Genomic DNA, 19,762 nt, shown 5'->3' with positions numbered 1-19,762 from the left:
CGGTAACCGCACTAGGCACAGCCTTATCGGGGCACTATGACGTACGTGGCAGCCGCGAGGTCGTCCCAGAGCGCCGCCGGGACCGGTGGAGTGAAGGGCAGCAGTCGAGGTGGCGGTTCGGGCCGGGTCACCGGGTCCGTCCGCGCGGTCGGCCGTGCCCTGCACCTGCCCTTCACCGGAACCGCCCGCGGCATCCGCAAGGCCACGCACGCGCACGGCGCCGGCGAGTCCGGCCTGGGCAAGCTGATCGAGCTGCACGGCGTGAACGGCGCGGGCGACGTCATGATCACCATCGCCCTCGCCTCCACCGTGTTCTTCTCGGTGCCGACGGACGAGGCCCGCGGGCGGGTCGCGCTCTACCTCGCGATCACCATGGCGCCCTTCACGGTCCTGGCGCCCGTGATCGGGCCCCTCCTGGACCGGCTGCCGCACGGCCGCCGCGCGGCCATGGCGGGCGCGATGCTCGCCCGCGCGCTGCTCGCCCTGGTGCTGTCGGGGGCGGTGATCACCGGCAGCATCGGGCTGTACCCGGCCGCGCTCGGCGTGCTCGTCGCGTCGAAGGCGTACGGGGTGGTCAGGAGCGCGGTCGTGCCACGGCTGCTGCCGCCGGGGTTCTCCCTGGTGAAGGCGAACTCCCGGGTGACCCTGGGCGGGCTGCTGGCGACGGGTGTCGCCGCGCCGATCGGGGCCGGGCTCCAGGCGGTGGGCCCGCGCTGGCCGCTCTACGGCGCCTTCGCGATCTTCGTCGCGGGGACCTTCCTGTCCTTCTCCCTGCCGCCGAAGGTCGACTCGGCCAAGGGCGAGGACATCGCCCTGCTGGCCTCCGACGAGGACCATCTGTACGGGCCGCACCGCAAACCGGTCAGGCGCCCCGGCCTGCGGACGGTCGGGCCCGCCGTCACCCACGCGCTGGGCGCCAACGCCGCGTTGCGCTGTCTGACCGGCTTCCTGATCTTCTTCCTGGCCTTCCTGCTGCGGGAGCATCCGCTGACCGGCCAGAGCGCGGCCGTCTCGCTGGGGACGGTCGGCGTCGCGGCGGGCGCGGGCAACGCGCTCGGGACGGCGGTCGGGGCCTGGCTCAGATCGCGGGCGCCGGAGATCATCATCCTCACGGTGGTGGCGTTCGTGCTGGGCGTGGCGATCACCGCGGCGGTGTTCTTCGGGGCGTTCCTGGTGGCCTGTCTGGCCGCGGTCGCCGGGTTCGCGCAGGCACTGGCCAAGCTCTCGCTGGACGCGCTGATCCAGCGGGACGTGCCCGAGCCGGTGCGTACGTCGGCGTTCGCGCGCTCCGAGACGCTGCTCCAGGTGTCCTGGGTGTTCGGCGGCGCGGTGGGGATCGTGATGCCGCTGAACGGCTCTCTGGGCCTCTCGGTGGCCGCCTGCATCGTGGCCGTCGGCTGGCTGGCGACGGCACGGGGACTGCTGTCCTCGGCGCGGCGCGGGGGCCGGACCCGGTCGCGTGTGGCGTAACCCCCGGCCACGCCGCACCCCACATGGGGGGAGCGTCGGGGGTGCCCGATAGCCTTCGGGCATGAAGACGCTGCAATCCGTTGTGCGACGCCGCCGCGCCGTCGCAGCCGCCGGCGCCGTTTCCGCCGGACTGCTCGTTCTGTCCGCCTGCGACAAGCCGACCCCGATCTCCACGATCACCGTCGGCTCCAGCTCGGTCAACAGCCAGGCCACCTGCTACAACGACGGCAAGGCCCTGGACACCAAGACCCTGACGACCTGCCTGAAGGACTCCGGCATCAAGTCCATCGAGGTCGACCCGGACGAGACCGTGCGCTTCGGTGTCGACCCGGAGATCGCGGACAACGGCTGGACGCTCCTGATGAACGGTCAGCCGCTGACCGACTCCAGCACCAAGACGTACCGCACGATCCCCGGCAGCGTGTTCTTCAACGCCCAGTACGGCGCCAGCGGCAACTCCACGCTGGTGTCGATCAAGGAGGGCGAGAAGGACGTGACGGGCCTGTGGTCCTTCAAGCTCAAGAAGGACGCCTGACCACGTCTTCCGTACGTGTCCTCGTGACCACCGCGGTTCCCGCCGAACGGGACGCGGTGGCACAGGCGTTCGCCGGGGCCGTCCGTGAGGAACGTCTTCCCGGGCTGAGCCTGCTGCGGGTGGCCGACGGGTACGACCTGCTGGCCGCCGGGGTCGGCCCCGCACTCGCCGCCGCCTCCACGGCGACCGCCCTCACCGCCGCCGCCCTGCGCGGCGCCCCCTACGGTCTCGTCGTCAGCGCCGGGATCGGCGGCGGCTTCCAGCCCGGGGCGCCCGTCGGCTCGCTCGTCGTCGCCGACGAGATCACCGTCGCCGACCTGGGCGCCGAGACCGCCGACGGCTTCCTGCCGGTCACCGAACTCGGCTTCGGCACCGTCACCCACCGTCCGCCAAAAACACTCGTACGAGATCTCACGGCGGCACTGGGCGCCCGCTCGGGGGCCGTACTGACCGTCTCGACGGTGACCGGGACCGCCGAGCGCGCGGCGGGACTGCGCGCCCGGCACCCCCGGGCGCTCGCCGAGGCCATGGAGGGGTTCGGGGTCGCCGAGGCGGCCGCCGCGCACGACACGCCCGTGCTGGAGATACGCGCCGTCTCCAACCCCGTCGGTCCCCGCGACCGTGCCGCCTGGCGCATCGGCGACGCCCTCGCGGCCCTCACCGAGGGCTTCACGCAGCTCGCACCCGTTCTTCGAAGGTGGAACCCCCATGACCGGTGAGCCCGCGCGGCCCTCGCTGCGGATCGCGTACTCCCCCTGCCCGAACGACACCTTCGTCTTCGACGCCCTCGCCCACGAGCGCGTCCCGGGCGCCCCCGCCCTCGACGTGACCTTCGCCGACATCGACATCACCAACGGCATGGCCGAGCGCGGCGAGTCCGACGTGCTGAAGGTGTCGTACGCCGTGCTGCCGTACGTCCTCGACGAGTACGCGCTGCTGCCCTGCGGCGGCGCGCTGGGGCGGGGCTGCGGGCCGCTGGTGCTCACCCGGGAGTCGGGCGCCGACCTGACCGGCCGTACCGTCGCCGTGCCGAGCGAGAGGTCGACGGCGTACCTGCTGTTCCGGCTGTGGGCCGCGGACGTCGTTCCCGGCGGGGTCGGGGAGATCGTCGTGATGCCCTTCCACGAGATCATGCCCGCCGTGCGGGACGGAAAGGTCGACGCGGGCCTCGTCATCCACGAGGCGCGTTTCACCTACCAGAACTACGGGCTGCACAAGCTCGCGGACATGGGCGAGCACTGGGAGGACACCACCGGGCTGCCGATTCCGCTGGGCGCGATCATCGCGAAGCGTTCGCTGGGCACGGAGACGCTGACCCTGCTCGCCGAATCAATTCGCACATCCGTACGTGCGGCTTGGGGCGCACCCGAGATCTCCCGCCCGTACGTCATGGAACACGCCCAGGAAATGGACCCGGCCGTCGCCGACCAGCACATCGGGCTGTACGTGAACGAGTTCACCGCCGGCCTCGGCGAGGACGGCTACGCGGCGGTGCGCGGACTGCTGACGCGTGCGGCGGCCGAGGGACTGGTGCCGCCCCTCGGCCCGGACGCGCTCGTCTTCCCCTAGCGGGATCCCGCTCCCCGCGGGGGCCCTACTCCTCGCGGAGGTCCTGCTCCTCGCGGAAATCTCTTTCCCGGCGGACGTCACACATCCAGCTGGTCGGCGACCGCGCGGAGCAGGCCGGCGACCTTCTTGCCCGCGGTCTTCTCCGGGTAGCGGCCGCGTTCCAGGGTCTGGGTGACGTTCTCCAGGAGGGTCGTCAGATCCTGGACGATGGAGGCCAGTTCGTCCGGCTTCTTGCGCTGCGCGGCCGCGACGGACGGGGTCGGGTCCAGGATGACGACCGAGAGGGCCTGGTCGCCGCGCTGTCCCGCGACGACTCCGAACTCCACGCGCTGTCCCGGCTTGAGTGCCTCGACTCCGTCGGGGAGGACCGAGGAATGGACGAAGACGTCACCGCCGTCGTCACGGGAGAGAAAGCCGAAGCCCTTCTCGCTGTTGAACCACTTGACCTTGCCGGTAGGCACGTCTGTCCTCGTCCTCGTACTCGTCGGAAAACTGCTTCTGGAAACGGGTCTTGATAGCACTGGGGCGGGTCGTCGGGACCCGCCGGTACCAAGGCTAATGGTCTTCAGGCCGGTGACAAGACGTCGCCCGGTTGTTCCTTCGGGCTGGGAACTACCCTGGTCGGGTGCGTGACAAAACCCAAACGAATTCCGCCGCGCCCGGTGACCGTCTGATCCGTGCCGGTGCCATCGTCTTCTTCGCCGGCGCCGTGGCCACTTTGGTCACGGTGGCCCCGTTCCTGCTCGGAACGACGCCTTTTCCGACGTACATGTTCGGATTGAGCATGCTGATGGGCGTCGGGTTCCTGATCGCCGGAGCGGGGGTGCTCCAGTCGGTCGCGGCCGGGCGCCGTCAGGCGCGGGCCGCCGGGCGATAGGCCGAAAGCCACCGCGGGAAGTGCGTGAGGTCCGGCAGGACGACGTCCGCGCCGGCCTCCCGCAGTTCCTCCGTGCCGCACGGTCCGGTGACGACCGCGACCGACAGCGCGCCGGCGGTGCGGGCACCGCGCACGTCCCCGACGTGGTCGCCGACGTAGACGCCCGCGCCGTGCGCGCGCAGCGCCCGCGCCTTCTGCTCGGCCCACAGATCGCCGATCACCTCGTCGGCGTCGATGCGCAGGTGTTCCAGGTGCAGTCTGGCGTTGGGCTCGTACTTCGCCGTGACCACGATCGCCCGTCCACCGGCCGCCCGTACGGCCTCGATCGCCTCACGGGCGCCGGGCAGCGCGGGCGTCGCGCCGACGGCGATGGCCGGATACATCGCCCGGTACAGGTCCGCCACGGCCGGCACGTCCTCCGCCGGGAACCAGTTGACCAGTTCCTCCGCCAGCGGCGGCCCGAGCCGGGTGATCGCCAGATCGGCGTCGATGTACGTCCCCGTCCGCTCGGCCAGCGCCGTGTAGCAGGCCCGGATCCCGGGCCGGGAGTCGATCAACGTCATGTCCAGATCGAACCCGACGGTCAGCACGGACGCGGTGGTGAAAGCCATACAACCCATTGTGCCGAGCCCGGAACGACGACCGGGGGCGGGGGGACGGCCGGGGGCCGGGGGACGGGGACCGGTCGGGGGTGGGGTCAGCGTTGGCGTTGGGAGCGCCAGGTGAGGAACAGGGCCGAGGTGACGGCCGCGCCGCGGACCACCCAGGGCCAGGTCTGGGCGAGGGCGTCGTTCATGTGGCCGTCGGCGATGGGGGCGCCCCAGCGGCCGTCGGTCCTGCCCCACAGCCAGACGACACCGGCGGCGACCGCGAGGCCGGGCAGGCCCATGACCGCCCACTTCGTCTCCGTCCGGGACAGCCGGCGCGAGGCGTAGGCGATCAGCCAGCCGAGCAGCAGCGCGAACCAGTTGCCGAGCACCGCGCCGACGACGAGACAGCAGGCGGCGATCAGCAGGAGCGGGTTGCTCCAGCCGCCGGTGGGCAGGGACGGCAGACGGCGGCGGCGGGCGGGCTCCGGTTCCTCCACGGCCCGCGCCGCCGGTTCCTCGGCCTCGGCCGGCTCCCCGGGGACCTTCGGGTCCTTGCGGGGCGGCGGCTTGAGCAGCTCCGGGATCTCCACCCCGCCGACGAACCCCGGCACGTCCTCGCCGGCCCCGAACGGGCTGCTGTCCGTCCGCCACCAGTCGGGCCGCGAGACGCTGTCGCCGAGTTCGTCCGCCGCCGCGAGATGCGGCGGCGACGGGGCGTCCGGCACGGCGGGCCGGCCCGTCCGGGGGCGCGGTACGACCCGGCGCAGCTTCCTGGACCGGCCGTCGCCCTGTGGATCCAGCCGGTCGCGCTGGACGGGCACGGAGTTCTCCGGTGCCCGCGGGGCACCCCCGCTGCCGTCCTCGACGGCCGCGACGACGTCGTCCGGGCTGCCGAGGCGGTCCAGGATGCGGCGCACGGCGGCGGGACTGTCGACCGGGGTCCTGGCGCGCCGCCGGTCGATCTCGTTGCGCAGCTCCGACACGAGCCGCATCCGCGCGGACGACGGCAACTGCCGTTGGTGCGCCACGTCTCCGACACGGCTCAGATACTCGTAGACGACCTGGTCGCTCTCGATCCCCACGAAGTCCCCTCCGGGGCGGGTGTGTTGGCTGACCCCGTGGTGGGAGACGTTACCGCCCCCGGCGCGGGCCGGGCATCTCCCGCCCCGCGGGGACGCCGGCCACAACCGGGCCGCTCCCGGGTGGGCCGCCCCAGGTGACCCGCTACCGTGGGTCAGATGAGCACCGCGGACCACCCGGCCCCCCGCTCCCTCGCGGAAGCGCTCCGCGTCAGGGAGGACTCCTCCCTGGCCGCCCTCCTGCGCAGCCGCCCCGACCTCATCACCCCCGTCCCCACCGACCTCACCCAGCTCGCGACCAGGGCGGGCACCCGCGCCTCCGTGGTGCGCGCGCTGGAACGGCTGGACCGGTTCGCGCTCCAGACGGCGGAGGCGCTCGCGGTCGCGGACGACCCGGCGTCGTACGGCGAACTGCTCGCCCTGATGGCCGGCGACGACGGCGACCCGGCCGTCGCCGCGGCCCTGCCCGGTGCCCTGGCCGTGCTGCGCGAACAGGCCCTCGTGTGGGGCGGCGACGACCGGCTGCGGCTGGTGCGCACCGCCCGTGAGCTGCTCGCGCCGTCCCCGCAGCACCCGTCCCCGACCGGTCTGGGCCCGACCGTGCAGGAGGCGACGGCGGCCATGTCACCGGGCCGCATCCAGGAGATCGTCACCGCCGCCGGGCTGACGTCGACGCACGACGCCGTGTCGGCGGCCGCCGCGCTCACCGCCCTGTTCACCGACCGCGCCCGGATGGACACCCTGCTCGGCGAGGCGCCGGCCGACTCGCTCGACGTACTGGACCGCCTGGTGTGGGGGCCGCCCTACGGGCAGGTCACGGCCGACCCGGCGGCGCGGCTGCGGTGGCTGCTGGACCGCGGGCTGCTGCTGCCGACCGCGCCCGGGACGGTCGTACTGCCGCGCGAGGTCGCGCTGCATCTGCGCGCCGGACGCGCGCACCACGCGCCGGAACCGGTGCCGCCCGCCGTCGATCCGGCCGCCGCGCACGCCCTGGCGGTGGTGGACGCGACCGCGGCCGGACAGGCGTACACGGCGCTCTCGACCGTGGAGGAGCTGCTGAAGGACTGGGACGAGGGCGGGCCGACGGTGCTGCGGGCGGGCGGCCTGAGCGTGCGCGACCTCAAGCGCACCGCCGTCGCCCTCGACGTGGCCGAGCCGGTGGCCGCGTTCTGGGTCGAACTGGCATACGCGGCCGGGCTGCTGGCCTCCGACGGCGAGGCCGACGAACGGTACGCGGCCACCCCGGCCTACGACGAATGGCTGGAGCGGCCCCCCGCCGAGCGCTGGGCACGGCTCGCCGAGGCGTGGCTGTCGGCGACCCGCACCTCCGGCGTGGTCGGCGGACGGGACGCGAAGGAGCGGGCGCTGTCCGCGCTCGGGCCGGGCCTCGACCGGTCCGCCGCGCCCGAGGTGCGCCACCGGGTGCTGACGCTGCTGGCCGGGCTCCCCGAGGGCGCCGCGCCGGCCTCCGGCACGGTCCTCGCCCGGCTGCGCTGGGAACGTCCGCTGCGTGGCCGCGGCACCCCGGGCACCCCGCGGGCGGGCGACCCCGAGGGCGAGGGGGACGACCTGCGGTCCCGGCTGGCGCGGTGGACGCTGTCCGAGGCGGAGACGCTGGGCGTGACCGGCCGCGGCGCGCTGTCGGCGCACGGGCGGGCGCTGCTCGGGGCGCCCGAGCCGAGGGCGGCCGCCGCCGACGCCTCCGCTGGCCCGGGCGGCAGGCTGCCCTTCCCGCACCACCGGGCCGCGCCGCTCGAACCCCTCTCCCCCGCCGCACAGGCCGTCGCCTCCGCGGCCGCCACCCGGCTGCTCGCCCCGCTCCTTCCCGAGCCCCTGGACCACGTCCTGCTCCAGGCCGACCTGACGGCGGTGGCGCCCGGCCCGCTGCGGCGCCCGCTCGCCGACACCCTGGGCGTGCTCGCGGACGTGGAGTCGAAGGGCGGGGCGACGGTGTACCGGTTCACGCCCGGTTCGGTGCGGCGCGCGCTGGACGCCGGCCGGACGGCGTCCGACCTGCAGGCCTTCCTCGCCACCCACTCCCGTACGCCGGTCCCGCAGCCGCTCGCCTATCTGATCGACGACGTGGCCCGCAGACACGGCCATCTGCGCGTCGGCGCCGCCTCGGCGTACGTCCGCTGCGACGACGACGCCCTGCTGAACGAGATCGTCGCCGACAAGCGCGCCGCCGGCCTGCGGCTGCGCCGTCTCGCGCCGACCGTGCTGGCCACCCAGGCCGACCCGGCGACGCTGCTGGAGGGCCTGCGGGCGATGGGCTACGCGCCGGCCGCCGAGTCCGCCGAGGGCGATGTGCTGATCGCCCGCGCGCACGCCCACCGCACTCCGCCGCGCACGGCCCCCGAGCCGGTCCCCGACGGCCCGCCGGTGCCCGACGGGACACTCCTGACGGCGGCGATCCGCGCGATCCGGGCGGGTGACCTGGCCTCCACGGCCCCCCGCAAGCCCACGGCCGACGGCGCCCCGCCGCCCGGCGGCGCGCTCCCGCGCACCGGTTCCGCCGAGACGCTCGCCACCATGCAGGCCGCCGTCCTCACCGGTGACACCGTGTGGATCGGCTACGTCAACGCCGAGGGCGCCGCGAGCCAGCGGGTGATCGCGCCGGTCCGGGTCGAGGGCGGCTTCGTCACGGCCTACGACCACACCGCGGACGAGGTCCGTACGTATCCGCTGCACCGGATCACGGGGGTGGCGGAGCTGGCGGACGACGAGCGGTGACCGCCGGGCGCCCCCGTCAGCAGTCCCGGACGGGGGTGTTCGCGGGCAGTCCGAAGCGCTCGCGGGCCGCGGCCTCCAGCGCGGCGGCCGGGACGTCGTCGTCGAGCTTGGACCGGGTGAGGAAGCCGAAGCGGCTCTTCGTCCACTCCGCGTACCCGGCGCCGTCCGGCGGCTGGTCCCGGGAGACGACGCGGTAGCCGCCGTCGCCGTCCCGCTCCAGCCTCACCACCTGCGGGATCCGCGCTCCGCCGCACTCCACCAAAACCCCGTCGCGCACCCCGTACTCCACGCAGAGCGTGTCGACGCCCGCCCGTATCCGGTCCCCGCTCTCCTCCAGGTCGAGCGCGCGGGCCCGGCAGAACCACCGCGCGCCGAGGCCGGGCTCGCTCTCCCCGTACCCGGTCCCCCGCGAGTCCGCGACCAGCCGGGCCTCGATCACCGGCCGTACCTCGCCCCACAGCCGGGCGTCCACGCCCGCCGGCCACATCACCCAGGTGCCCGTCGCGACCAGCACCACCACGGCTCCCACGCCGGTTCCCCACCTGTGTGCCGACATACCGTGCGCTCCTCACCGCGCCGCGCGGGCTGCGCCGCTCCCCTCCCGGTCAGACTCACGGCGCGGGCGCACGGTTGCCCGGGACAACGGCGGAGCGTCCGGGAGGACGGCGGAGGGCCTGAGAATGGCGGACCGCCTGAGACCGGCGGAGCTCCCGGGAGACGGACGGACCGCCCGCGCGACGGCCTCGGATCCGCTCGCCGGGCCGGCGGCGGGAAGAGCCGGCGGAGCCGGCGGCTCCCGCACGAAAGCGTCACCCGCCGTTCCGCCCGCCGACCGACCGCTCCCGCCCGGCACGACCGGTCACCCGGGCGGCCGGTAGGGCACACTGGACGTTTGGCCATGCCGCGCCATCCAGAAAGGCAGCCCCGAGTGAACGGTCCGCTGATCGTCCAGTCCGACAAGACCCTGCTCCTCGAAGTCGACCACGAGCAGGCCGACGACTGCCGCCGGGTGATCGCCCCGTTCGCCGAGCTGGAGCGGGCGCCGGAGCACATCCACACCTACCGGGTGACGCCGCTCGGCCTGTGGAACGCGCGGGCGGCCGGCCATGACGCCGAGCAGGTCGTGGACGCGCTCGTGCAGTACAGCCGCTACCCCGTGCCGCACGCGCTGCTCGTCGACATCGCGGAGACGATGGACCGCTACGGACGGCTGACGCTGTCCAAGGACCCGGCGCACGGGCTCGTCCTGACGACCACCGACCGGCCCGTGCTCGAAGAGATCCTGCGCTCCAAGCGGATCGCGCCGCTGGTGGGCCACCGCATCGACCCCGACACCGTCGCCGTGCACCCGTCCGAGCGCGGGCAGATCAAGCAGACGCTGCTGAAGCTGGGCTGGCCGGCCGAGGACCTCGCCGGGTACGTCGACGGCGAGGCGCACCCGATCGACCTGGCCGAGGACGGGTGGGCGCTGCGGCCGTACCAGAAGCAGGCCGTGGAGAACTTCTGGCACGGCGGGAGCGGCGTCGTCGTCCTGCCGTGCGGCGCCGGCAAGACGCTGGTCGGGGCGGGGGCGATGGCGCAGGCCAGATCGACCACCCTGATCCTCGTCACCAACACCGTCTCCGCCCGGCAGTGGAAGCACGAGCTGGTCAAGCGGACCTCGCTCACCGAGGACGAGATCGGCGAGTACAGCGGGACGCGCAAGGAGATCCGGCCCGTCACCATCGCCACCTACCAGGTGCTCACCACCCGGCGGAAGGGCGTCTACCCGCACCTGGAGCTGTTCGACTCCCGGGACTGGGGGCTGATCGTCTACGACGAGGTGCATCTGCTGCCCGCGCCGGTCTTCAAGTTCACCGCCGACCTCCAGGCCCGGCGGCGGCTGGGACTCACCGCGACCCTGGTGCGCGAGGACGGCCGCGAGTCGGACGTCTTCTCGCTCATCGGGCCGAAGCGCTTCGACGCGCCGTGGAAGGAGATCGAGGCGCAGGGCTACATCGCGCCCGCGGACTGTGTCGAGGTCCGGGTCAACCTCACCGAATCCGAGCGGCTGGCGTACGCGACCGCCGAGGCCGAGGAGAAGTACCGCTTCTGCGCCACGACCGCGACGAAGCGGAAGGTGACGGAGGCGATCGTGCGGCGCTTCGCGGGCCAGCAGATCCTCGTCATCGGCCAGTACATCGACCAGCTCGACGAGCTGGGCGAGCACCTGAACGCGCCCGTGATCAAGGGCGAGACCTCGAACGCCCAGCGCGAGAAGCTCTTCGACGCCTTCCGGGAGGGCGAGATCAGCGTGCTGGTGGTGTCGAAGGTCGCCAACTTCTCGATCGACCTGCCGGAGGCGACCGTCGCCATCCAGGTGTCGGGGACCTTCGGGTCACGGCAGGAGGAGGCACAGCGGCTGGGCCGGGTCCTGCGGCCGAAGGCCGACGGCCACAAGGCCCACTTCTACTCCGTCGTCGCCCGCGACACGATCGACCAGGACTTCGCCGCGCACCGGCAGCGGTTCCTGGCGGAGCAGGGGTACGCCTACCGGATCGTGGACGCGGACGAACTGCTCGCGGGGGGCTGAGCCGCGCGGGGCGCGCCCGGTGCGGCGGCCGGCCGCCACGGGCCGGGGCGCGGCGGCGCACCCCGGGCGGCGCGCCGCCCGGCGAGGGCCGAGGCCGCCAGCAGCGCGCATCCGGCCAGCGGGTACGGCGCCGCCAGGGGCTGCTGCCACCAGGGCAGCCGCAGGTCCAGGTCGCCCTCGTGCGGCAGCAGCCACATCGTGCGGGCGGTGAAGAGCACGGCGGTCAGGACCGCCGTGCGGGAGTGGCCCTCGGCCAGCAGGACGGCGATCAGCGGGACGCACCACACCCAGTGATGGGACCAGCTGACGGGCGAGACCAGCAGCGCGGTGCACGCGGTCAGCAGGACACCGCGCGCTTCGTCGGCGGCGCGCGCGGCGAGCCACAGGCCGGCGGCGGCGACCGCGAGCGCCGGGAGCACCCAGGCGGCACCGGGCGCCGGATCGCCCAGGACGCGGGCGGTCAGACCCTGGAGGGACTGGTTGTCGACGATCCACACCTTGCCGACGCGGTCGGTGTCGTAGAGGCGGCGGGTCCAGAAGTCGGCGCTGGCGGCGGGCAGGACGAGGGCGCCCAGCAGCAGGGTGCCGGTGAAGGCCGCCGTCGCGGTGGCCGCCTCCCGGCGCCTGCCGCGCAGCAGCAGGTACACCACGAAGAGCGCCGGGGTGAGTTTGACGCCGGCCGCGATCCCCAGGGCGACGCCCTTGCCGGGGGCGCCCGGCGGGCGGGTCAGGTCCCACAGCACCAGGCAGGTCACGGCGAGGTTGACCTGCCCGAACAGCAGGGTCTGGAAGACCGGCTCCAGCCAGACGGCCAGGGCCGTGGCGGTGCACAGCGCGGGCAGGGCGAGGGGGCGGCCCGCGAGGCGGGCGGAGAGCCGGACGAGACAGACGAGCAGCAGCGCGTTGCCCGCGAGGAACGCGGCCTTCAGGGCGGCCTCGGGCAGCAGGGCCGCCGGGGCGAACAGCAGGGCCGCGAACGGCGGGTAGGTGGCGGGCAGCCGCCACCGGGTGACGGTGAAGCCGTAGAGGTCGGCGCCGCGGAGCACGGCCTCGCCCTCGGCGCGGTAGACCAGCGCGTCGGCCATCGGGGCGCGCTGTGCGACGCACAGGGCGGCGAAGGCGGCGAAGGAGGCCGCCAGGAGAAGCGGGGAGGTCGCGGAGAGTGAACGGCGGATCACGCAGTGACCCTAGGGGGTCACCGGTGGCGGACGCCCGCTTCCTCGCCGTACTCCCCGAGGATGACCACGTCGAAGGCCGCGCCCACGAACACCTTCACGGCGCGCAGGGCGTCGCCGAGGCGGTGGGGGTGGCTGCCGGTGACCGGGGTCGCACCGGCGGGGCGGACGGGGTGATGGGGGTGGAAGGTTGCTGCGCTCATGTCTCCATGGTCGCTCTTCTGGCGTAAAAGCCGCATCGGTCCCCGGGCCGAACCCGCACGGCCCCCGAGTCCTCCCGTGGACCGACCCGCTCCCCCCAGGGCGGGAGGGGGCGTCCCCTAGGGGACGGAAAACCGTTCGCGCCCCCGCCCACCCCTCGCCTAGAATCTCCGCTCTTGCCCGCCTCCCTCACGGAGCGCAGCCGGCCGGACGGAAACCGGGCGGCACCCCGCGGCCGCCTCGCACGCCGCGCGCACCAGCAGTCCTTCCCGCAGCAGGCCCCCGGAGGCACCCCCTTGTCCACTCCGCCCATCGACGACCCCCTCTCCCGTGAGCGCTCCCACCTCACCTCGTCCCGTGCCGCGCTGCGCGCGATGCGCGAGGACGCCGAGTCCCTCGACATCAGAGACGTCACGGCGAACTGGGTCAACGCCGAGGTCCTCGCCCGCCAGATCGACGAGCGCATCAAGGCCCTGGCCGACCTCAGCGACACCCCGCTGTTCTTCGGCCGGCTCGACTACCTGCACGCGCCCGGCGCCGACCGGGCGGAAGGGGCGGAGGGCGAGCGCTTCTACATCGGGCGCCGGCATGTGCACGACGGTGACGGCGATCCGATGGTGATCGACTGGCGCGCGCCGGTCTCGCAGCCGTTCTACCGGGCGTCGAAGAAGGACCCGATGGACGTCGGGCTGCGCCGCCGCTTCGGGTACACGGGCGGCGACCTCACGGCGTACGAGGACGAGCACCTCTCGGACCCGGCCGAGGCGGCGCGCACCAGCAAGCTGCTCCAGCGCGAGATCGAGCGCCCGCGTGTCGGTCCGATGCGGGACATCGTGGCCACCATCCAGCCCGAGCAGGACGAGATCGTCCGCAGCGGGCTGGGCGGGACGGTCTGCGTGCAGGGCGGGCCGGGGACCGGGAAGACCGCCGTCGGTCTGCACCGCGTCGCCTACCTCCTGTACGCCCACCGCGAGCGGCTCGCCCGCACCGGCACCCTGGTCATCGGGCCGAACCGGTCGTTCCTGCACTACATCGAGCAGGTGCTGCCCGCGCTGGGCGAGCTGGCGGTCCGGCAGGCCACGGTCGACGACCTGGTGGCCCATGTGGACGTGCGGGGCGCGGACGACGCGACGGCCGCGGTGGTCAAGGGCGACGCGCGAATGGCGCGGGTGCTCAGGCGGGCGGTGTACGCGCACGTCACCGTGCCCACCGAGCCCGTCGTGGTGGTGCGCGGCTCACGGCGCTGGCGGGTGCCCGCGTACGAGCTGGAGGACATGGTCCGCGAGCTGCTGGAGCGCGACATGCGCTACGGCGCCGCCCGCGAGGCCCTGCCGCAGCGCGTCGCGCACGCCGTGCTGGTGCAGATGGAGCGTTCGGGCGAGGCGCCGGACGACCGGGTGCAGGACGCGGTGGCCCGCAACAGCGCGGTGAAGGCGGCGGTGAAGGAGATCTGGCCGCCGGTGGATCCGGCGAAGCTCGTCCTGCGGCTGCTGACGGACGCGGACTTCCTCGCCGCGCACGCGGAGGGGATCCTCACCGAGGAGGAGCAGAAGACCGTCCTGTGGGCGAAGCCCGTGCGGAGCGTGAAGGCGGCCAGGTGGTCCCCGGCCGACGCCGTGCTGATCGACGAGGCGACCGACCTGGTGCAGCGCACGCACTCGCTCGGGCACGTGGTGCTGGACGAGGCGCAGGACCTCTCGCCGATGCAGTACCGGGCCGTCGGCCGGCGGTGCACCACGGGCTCGGCGACCGTGCTGGGTGACCTGGCGCAGGGCACCACGCCCTGGGCGACCCGCAGCTGGGACGAGGCGCTGGCCCACCTGGGCAAGTCGGACGGGGTGATCGAGGAGCTGACGGCCGGGTTCCGCGTACCGACGGACGTCATCCGCTACGCCTCCCGGCTGCTGCCGCACATCGCGCCGGGCCTCGCCCCGGTGGCGTCGGTCCGGGAGAACCCGGGCTTCTTCGACCTGCGTCCGGCCGCCGGTTCCGCCGACGTGGTCGCCGCCTGCGAGGAGTTGCTGCGCAATGAGGGCTCGACCGGTCTGATCGCGGCCGACGTCCGTGTCCCGGCGCTCGCGCAGGCGCTCACCGCGGCCGGGATCGCGTATCTGGCCCCGGGCGAGGAGACGACCCGGGAGACCCGGCTGACCCTGGTCCCCGCCTCGCTCGCCAAGGGCCTGGAGTACGACTACGTGGTGCTGGACGAGCCGCAGGCCCTGGTGGACGGCGAACCGGACGAACGCACCGGCCTGCGCCGCCTGTACGTGGCGCTGACCCGCGCGGTGTCGGGCCTGATCGTCACCCACTCGGCTCCACTGCCGACCCAGCTGGCCCGATAGCCCCGGTAGACCCGGTAGACCGGCAAGGGGAGGCCCTCCGGGGGCACCCCCTTTCCGGCAGTCACCGCCGACGGATCTTCCGGTAGTCACCGCCGACGGCCACACACCGTCGGCGGCACACCGGCGGACACCCGCCCACGGTCACCCACCGCCGGTCACGCACCGGCGGGCGTCCGCCGGAAGACGTCCGCCGGCAGTCGCACACCGGCGAAAGCGCGGCAACGACCAGCCGCCCACCCAGGCGGCCTCGCGCATGCACCGACCGTCACCCGCCCACGGTCGCGCGCCGACGCTCAACCGCCGTCGATCACCCGTCGCCACTCCGCGACCGCGGTCGACGTCACCGGGGCCGTCCAGCCGTCCGGGCGGGCCGCGCCGCCGATGTGGAAGCCGTCGATCCCGGCGGACAGCAGCGCCGGCACATGGTCGAGGCGGAGGCCGCCGCCGACGAGGAGCCGCTGCTCGTAGCCGGGCTCCCCGCACCGCGCCGCCTCGGCGAGCAGGACGGGCAGGCCTTCGTCGACGCCGGCCGGCGAGCCGGCGGTGAGGTAGGTGTCCAGGCCGGGCAGGCCGTCGAGCTGCTTGCGCAGGGCGTCCCGGTCGGCGGCGCGGTCGATGGCCCGGTGGAAGGTCCAGGGAGCGCCTTCCAGTTCGGCCACGATCCGCTCGACCGCGCCGAGGTCGACACCGCCCTGCGCGTCGAGGAAGCCGAGCACGAACTCGGTGGCACCGGCCGCCCGCAGCGCGCGGGCGGCCCGCACCAGCCCCTCGACGTCGCCCGCGTCGAACCCGTCGGCGAGCCGCAGCATCACGCGCAGGTCGATGTCGACGGCGGCCCGGATCCCGGCGAGGGTCGCCACCGACGGGGTGAGCCCGTCGGCGGCGATGTCGGTGACCACCTCGAGGCGGTCCGCGCCTCCGGCCTGGGCGGCGACCGCGTCCACGGCGTCGAGGGCGATCACCTCCAGGACTGCACGCGTGCTCATAGGGCCCCTTCCCTTGGTGTCCCTGGTTCCCCTGGAGTGCTACAGGTCTAGTCCAATCTCAGGGTACGCCCACGGGCCCCGGGGCCGCGAGACGGTCGGCACCCACGCCCGCTTCAGCCGGGCCCGGCACGCGGCGGCTGGAACACGGCGGCGGTGGCGGGAGAATGAGGACATGGCCGATCCTGTCGATCTCGACGCGCTGCGCTCCCGCTGGCTGCGCACCCTGCTCGCGGCACGGGAGGGCGCCTGCCACCCCGACCCGTACCGGTACGCCGACGACCTGCTGCGCCGCTGGGCGGAGCCGCAGCGCCGGTACCACACGGTCGCCCACCTGGTCGCGGTCCTCGACCACGTCGACGTACTGGAGAAGGACGCGGACGACCCCCTCGCGGTGCGGCTGGCGGCCTGGTTCCACGACGCGGTCTACCTGCCGGAGCGCTCGACGAACGAGGAGCGCTCCGCCCGCCTCGCCGAACGCGCGCTGCCCGAGGCGGGGGTCGGCGCCGAGCGGACGGCCGAGGTGGCCCGCCTGGTCCGCCTCACCGTCGGGCACAACCCGGCCGAGGACGACCGCAACGGGCAGGTCCTGTGCGACGCCGACCTCGCGGTGCTCGCCGGGCCGCCGTCCGCGTACGCCGCGTACACGGCCGCCGTCCGCCAGGAGTACCACTTCGTCCCCGACGACGCCTTCCGCGCGGGCCGGTCGGCGATCCTGCGCCAACTCCTCGACCTGCCACGACTGTTCCGCACCCCGCACGCGGTCGCGGAGTGGGAGGCCACGGCCCGCTACAACCTGCGCGCCGAGCTGGAAATGCTGTCGACCTGACCACCACGGCCCGCCTACGCTGCCCCGCATGCGTGCCATGGGCGGGGATCAGGTGGAAGAGGCCGTCGCGGGCTGTGTCGCGACACTGCGGCCGGCGGTGGACGAGGACTGGGCCGGGGTGAGGGCCGGCCGGCTGGAATGGAGCTGCCGGGAGACGGCCGCGCACATCGCGAGCGATCTCATCGCCTACGCGGGCCAGTTGGCGGGCCGGGCGCAGCACGCGTACGTACCCTTCGAGATCACCATCGAAGGCAGCGACGACGGCCTGGACGCGGCCGGCAACTCCGGCATCCTGCACGTCATCGAGACGACCGGCGCCCTGCTCGCCGCCGCCGTGCGCACCACCCCGCGCGAGGTCCGCGCCTTCCACCCGTACCCGTTCCGCAGCGCCGGCCGCGAGGGTTTCGCCGCGATGGGCATCGCCGAGGCGCTGCTGCACACCCACGACATCGCCGAGGGCCTCGGGCTCGCCCACGAGCCGTCCGCCGAGCTCGCCGAGAGCGTCCTCACCCGGATCTTCCCGCACGTCCAGCCGGGTCCGACCCCCTGGGCCACCCTGCTGTGGGCCACCGGCCGCGGCGACCTGCCCGGCCGCGCCCCCGTCACCGAGTGGCGCTGGAACAACAACCTCGTCCTCCCGGCCGGACGCCTCACCCTCCAGGGCGTCACCCCGGCCGCCGCCCGCGACCTGAGCCTCGGCGGCGACGGCGGGTTCGAGTGGATCGACGGCGGCCCGTTCGAGGGCACACGGGAGGCCGCCGGGATGCTGGTGAAGGCGTACGAGGCCGGTGTGCACCGGCCCGAGTGGGGCGTGTTCGCGCTCGTCCGCGCCGACGACGGCCGCGCGGTCGGCGGCATGGGCTTCCACGGCGCCCCCGACGAGGAGGGCCGCGCGGAGGTCGGCTACGACCTCGTCGAGGCCGCCCGGGGCCAGGGCTACGCGACCGAGGCGCTGAACGTGCTGACACGGTGGGCGCTGGCGCGCGAGGACGTACGGTCCCTGTTCGCGACCGTCGAACGCGACAACATCGCCTCGCAGGCCGTGGTGACCCGGGCCGGGTTCACCCGGGTCGACACGGACACCGCGGACAACGAGGAACTCGCCTACGAACTCCTCGGCTGAGGACGGCCCTTGGGCCTGCGCAGCCCCGAGGCGTGCAGCAGCCGCACCACCTCGCGGCTGCTGACCTCGACCGCCCCGGCGGCGACCGCGTCGGCGTACCGCCGCTCGGGCAGGTCGTAGTGGTCGCGTTCGAAGGCCCGCCGGGGCACGCCCAGCCCGTCGGCGAACAGATGCAGTTCGTCGTAGGAGACGTCGCTGACGACATGCGACCACAGGCGGCCGTGACCGGGCCAGGTGGGCGGGTCGATGTAGATGGTCACCGGAGCACCGCCGTCACGAGGACGGCGTCCCGTCGGCGGCCGACCCCAGTGCTCCCACCGGCGCGACCTTCACGCCCGCCTGGTGGCACACCCAGTGCGGATCGGGGCCGAGTTCCGGCTCCACGTCGAGGGCGTGCGGGTCGCCGGAGCCGCAGACCGGGCACAGCGGCCAGCGGCCGTAGCGCTCCAGCAGCGCGTCCTGCACGTCCTGCGCGATCAGCCCGGCCACGTACTCCGCGCCGTCCGGCCACTGCTCCACCCACCAGCGCCGCTGCACCACCGAGTCCTCGACCAGCGACACCACGTCCGCCTCGGCCACCTGCCCGGCGACGAGATCGGCGAGGACGAGGGCGCGCGCGGCGTGCAGAGCCTGCTCCAGGGGGCTGATGGGATCCATGCACCCATTGTGCGCACTCTTGACCCCGACACCGAGCTGAAAATATCTTTCACAGGTGACCCAGAAAGTGAAGGAAAGTTTCGGCCGTCCCGGTGCGCCCGGCGGCAGCCCGCCCGCGCCCGCCGCCCTCGCGGCCAAGGTCCGCACGCTCGCCCCGTCGATGACCCGCTCCATGCAGCGCGTCGCCGAGGCCGTCGCGGGCGACCCGGCCGGCTGCGCCGCCCTCACGGTCACCGGCCTCGCCGAACTGACCGGCACCAGCGAGGCCACGGTCGTGCGCACCGCCCGCCTCCTCGGTTACCCCGGCTACCGCGATCTGCGCCTGGCCCTCGCGGGCCTGGCGGCGCACCAGCAGTCGGGACGGGCGCCCGTGATCACCACCGACATCGCGGCCGACGACCCGATCGCCGACGTCGTGGCGAAACTCGCCTACGACGAGCAGCAGACCCTCGCCGACACCGCGGCCGGGCTCGACACCGTCCAGCTCGGCGCGGCGGTCGCCGCGGCCGCCACCGCCCGGCGCATCGACGTGTACGGCATCGGGGCGTCCGGCCTGGTCGCCCAGGACCTCACCCAGAAGCTGCTGCGCATAGGGCTGATAGCGCACGGGCACAGCGACCCGCACCTCGCCGTCACCAACGCGGTACAGCTGCGCGCGGGCGACCTGGCCATCGCGATCACGCACTCCGGGTCCACCGGCGACGTCATCGAGCCGCTGCGTGTCGCCTTCGAGCGCGGGGCGACGACGGTGGCCATCACCGGACGACCCACCAGCGCGGTCACCCAGTACGCCGATCACGTGCTGACCACGTCCACGGCCCGAGAGAGCGAGCTGCGGCCCGCCGCGATGTCGTCCCGTACCAGCCAACTGCTGGTGGTGGACTGCCTGTTCGTGGGAGTGGCGCAGCGGACGTACGACACGGCCGGACCGGCGCTGGCCGCCTCGTACGAGGCGCTGGCCCACCGGCATCGCTGAGCGCCCCCCCTTCAGATCCGCCCCCCTTCAGGCCCGCCGCACCACGCCACG

20 protein-coding genes are annotated in these 19,762 nt (G+C 74.2%); 11 read left to right on the top strand and 9 right to left on the bottom strand.

Annotation, left to right across the window (positions count from 1 at the left end):
- Window positions 1-45 precede the first annotated feature (45 nt).
- From ACWCQK_RS18375 to ACWCQK_RS18360, 4 genes are all read left to right on the top strand, one after another.
- Window positions 46-1,470, top strand: coding sequence for an MFS transporter (locus ACWCQK_RS18375; protein WP_451156191.1), 1,425 nt, complete (start codon window positions 46-48; stop codon window positions 1,468-1,470).
- 61 nt (window positions 1,471-1,531) lie between these two features.
- Window positions 1,532-2,005, top strand: a complete 474-nt coding sequence (locus ACWCQK_RS18370) for a DUF2771 domain-containing protein (RefSeq protein ID WP_451156190.1) — start codon at window positions 1,532-1,534, stop codon at window positions 2,003-2,005.
- A gap of 23 nt (window positions 2,006-2,028) precedes the next feature.
- Window positions 2,029-2,724: a futalosine hydrolase gene (locus tag ACWCQK_RS18365; protein ID WP_451156189.1), complete on the top strand. Its 696-nt coding sequence runs from the start codon at window positions 2,029-2,031 to the stop codon at window positions 2,722-2,724.
- Window positions 2,714-3,574: a 1,4-dihydroxy-6-naphthoate synthase gene (locus ACWCQK_RS18360; protein ID WP_451156188.1), complete on the top strand. Its 861-nt coding sequence runs from the start codon at window positions 2,714-2,716 to the stop codon at window positions 3,572-3,574. Before ACWCQK_RS18365 ends, ACWCQK_RS18360 begins: the two co-directional genes overlap by 11 nt.
- Before the next feature lie 77 nt (window positions 3,575-3,651).
- On the opposite strand, the gene ACWCQK_RS18355 is transcribed toward ACWCQK_RS18360, so the two are convergent.
- The gene (locus ACWCQK_RS18355) at window positions 3,652-4,035 is read right to left on the bottom strand and encodes a cold-shock protein (RefSeq protein WP_385779500.1); all 384 of its coding nucleotides are present in this window, start codon (window positions 4,033-4,035) and stop codon (window positions 3,652-3,654) included.
- 164 nt (window positions 4,036-4,199) lie between these two features.
- Here ACWCQK_RS18355 and ACWCQK_RS18350 point away from each other — a divergent pair, with 164 nt between their 5' ends.
- On the top strand, window positions 4,200-4,451 hold the full coding sequence (locus ACWCQK_RS18350; RefSeq protein ID WP_451156187.1) for a hypothetical protein: 252 nt from the start codon (window positions 4,200-4,202) through the stop codon (window positions 4,449-4,451).
- Here the strand turns inward: ACWCQK_RS18350 and ACWCQK_RS18345 are convergent.
- Together ACWCQK_RS18345 and ACWCQK_RS18340 are read right to left on the bottom strand one after the other, a co-directional pair.
- Window positions 4,427-5,071 carry an HAD family hydrolase gene (locus ACWCQK_RS18345; RefSeq protein WP_451156186.1) on the bottom strand — a complete coding sequence of 215 codons (645 nt, stop codon included), beginning with the start codon at window positions 5,069-5,071 and terminating at the stop codon, window positions 4,427-4,429. The two genes, ACWCQK_RS18350 and ACWCQK_RS18345, sit on opposite strands and share 25 nt — an antisense overlap.
- 77 nt (window positions 5,072-5,148) lie before the next feature.
- Window positions 5,149-6,123, bottom strand: a complete 975-nt coding sequence (locus ACWCQK_RS18340; protein WP_451156185.1) for a hypothetical protein — start codon at window positions 6,121-6,123, stop codon at window positions 5,149-5,151.
- A gap of 156 nt (window positions 6,124-6,279) precedes the next feature.
- Here ACWCQK_RS18340 and ACWCQK_RS18335 point away from each other — a divergent pair, with 156 nt between their 5' ends.
- Complete coding sequence (locus ACWCQK_RS18335) at window positions 6,280-8,853, top strand: helicase-associated domain-containing protein (RefSeq protein ID WP_451156184.1); 2,574 nt, start codon at window positions 6,280-6,282, stop codon at window positions 8,851-8,853.
- Window positions 8,854-8,869: 16 nt separating this feature from the next.
- Here ACWCQK_RS18335 and ACWCQK_RS18330 read toward each other — a convergent pair whose 3' ends face one another.
- The gene (locus ACWCQK_RS18330) at window positions 8,870-9,409 is read right to left on the bottom strand and encodes a hypothetical protein (protein ID WP_451156183.1); all 540 of its coding nucleotides are present in this window, start codon (window positions 9,407-9,409) and stop codon (window positions 8,870-8,872) included.
- 372 nt (window positions 9,410-9,781) lie between these two features.
- On the opposite strand from ACWCQK_RS18330, the gene ACWCQK_RS18325 reads away from it, so the two are divergent.
- Window positions 9,782-11,425: a DNA repair helicase XPB gene (locus tag ACWCQK_RS18325; RefSeq protein ID WP_451156182.1), complete on the top strand. Its 1,644-nt coding sequence runs from the start codon at window positions 9,782-9,784 to the stop codon at window positions 11,423-11,425.
- Here ACWCQK_RS18325 and ACWCQK_RS18320 read toward each other — a convergent pair.
- A complete protein-coding gene (locus ACWCQK_RS18320) occupies window positions 11,383-12,603 on the bottom strand; it encodes a glycosyltransferase 87 family protein (RefSeq protein ID WP_451156181.1) in 1,221 nt (406 codons plus the stop codon). The genes ACWCQK_RS18325 and ACWCQK_RS18320 overlap by 43 nt on opposite strands.
- Before the next feature lie 17 nt (window positions 12,604-12,620).
- A complete protein-coding gene (locus ACWCQK_RS18315; RefSeq protein WP_451156180.1) occupies window positions 12,621-12,803 on the bottom strand; it encodes a hypothetical protein in 183 nt (60 codons plus the stop codon).
- A 294-nt stretch (window positions 12,804-13,097) separates the two neighbouring features.
- Between ACWCQK_RS18315 and ACWCQK_RS18310 the strand changes: the two genes are divergently transcribed.
- The gene (locus ACWCQK_RS18310) at window positions 13,098-15,143 is read left to right on the top strand and encodes a HelD family protein (RefSeq protein ID WP_451156367.1); all 2,046 of its coding nucleotides are present in this window, start codon (window positions 13,098-13,100) and stop codon (window positions 15,141-15,143) included.
- Between the two features lie 293 nt (window positions 15,144-15,436).
- On the opposite strand, the gene ACWCQK_RS18305 is transcribed toward ACWCQK_RS18310, so the two are convergent.
- Window positions 15,437-16,129, bottom strand: coding sequence for a copper homeostasis protein CutC (locus ACWCQK_RS18305; protein ID WP_451156179.1), 693 nt, complete (start codon window positions 16,127-16,129; stop codon window positions 15,437-15,439).
- Window positions 16,130-16,301: 172 nt separating this feature from the next.
- On the opposite strand from ACWCQK_RS18305, the gene ACWCQK_RS18300 reads away from it, so the two are divergent.
- Both ACWCQK_RS18300 and ACWCQK_RS18295 read left to right on the top strand, forming a co-directional pair.
- Complete coding sequence (locus ACWCQK_RS18300) at window positions 16,302-16,955, top strand: HD domain-containing protein (RefSeq protein ID WP_451156178.1); 654 nt, start codon at window positions 16,302-16,304, stop codon at window positions 16,953-16,955.
- A gap of 28 nt (window positions 16,956-16,983) precedes the next feature.
- A complete protein-coding gene (locus tag ACWCQK_RS18295; RefSeq protein ID WP_451156177.1) occupies window positions 16,984-18,078 on the top strand; it encodes a GNAT family N-acetyltransferase in 1,095 nt (364 codons plus the stop codon).
- Here ACWCQK_RS18295 and ACWCQK_RS18290 read toward each other — a convergent pair.
- Both ACWCQK_RS18290 and ACWCQK_RS18285 read right to left on the bottom strand, forming a co-directional pair.
- Window positions 18,060-18,338, bottom strand: coding sequence for a DUF4031 domain-containing protein (locus tag ACWCQK_RS18290; protein WP_451156176.1), 279 nt, complete (start codon window positions 18,336-18,338; stop codon window positions 18,060-18,062). The genes ACWCQK_RS18295 and ACWCQK_RS18290 overlap by 19 nt on opposite strands.
- Before the next feature lie 13 nt (window positions 18,339-18,351).
- Window positions 18,352-18,735, bottom strand: coding sequence for a hypothetical protein (locus ACWCQK_RS18285; protein WP_451156175.1), 384 nt, complete (start codon window positions 18,733-18,735; stop codon window positions 18,352-18,354).
- Between the two features lie 55 nt (window positions 18,736-18,790).
- On the opposite strand from ACWCQK_RS18285, the gene ACWCQK_RS18280 reads away from it, so the two are divergent.
- Entirely contained in the window at window positions 18,791-19,711 is a 921-nt protein-coding gene (locus ACWCQK_RS18280; protein WP_451156174.1) for a MurR/RpiR family transcriptional regulator, read from the top strand.
- Window positions 19,712-19,762 lie beyond the last annotated feature (51 nt).

It is taken from the genome of Streptomyces sp. NPDC002306 (assembly GCF_053593435.1).
This window is presented reverse-complemented; position numbering and strand designations above follow the sequence as displayed.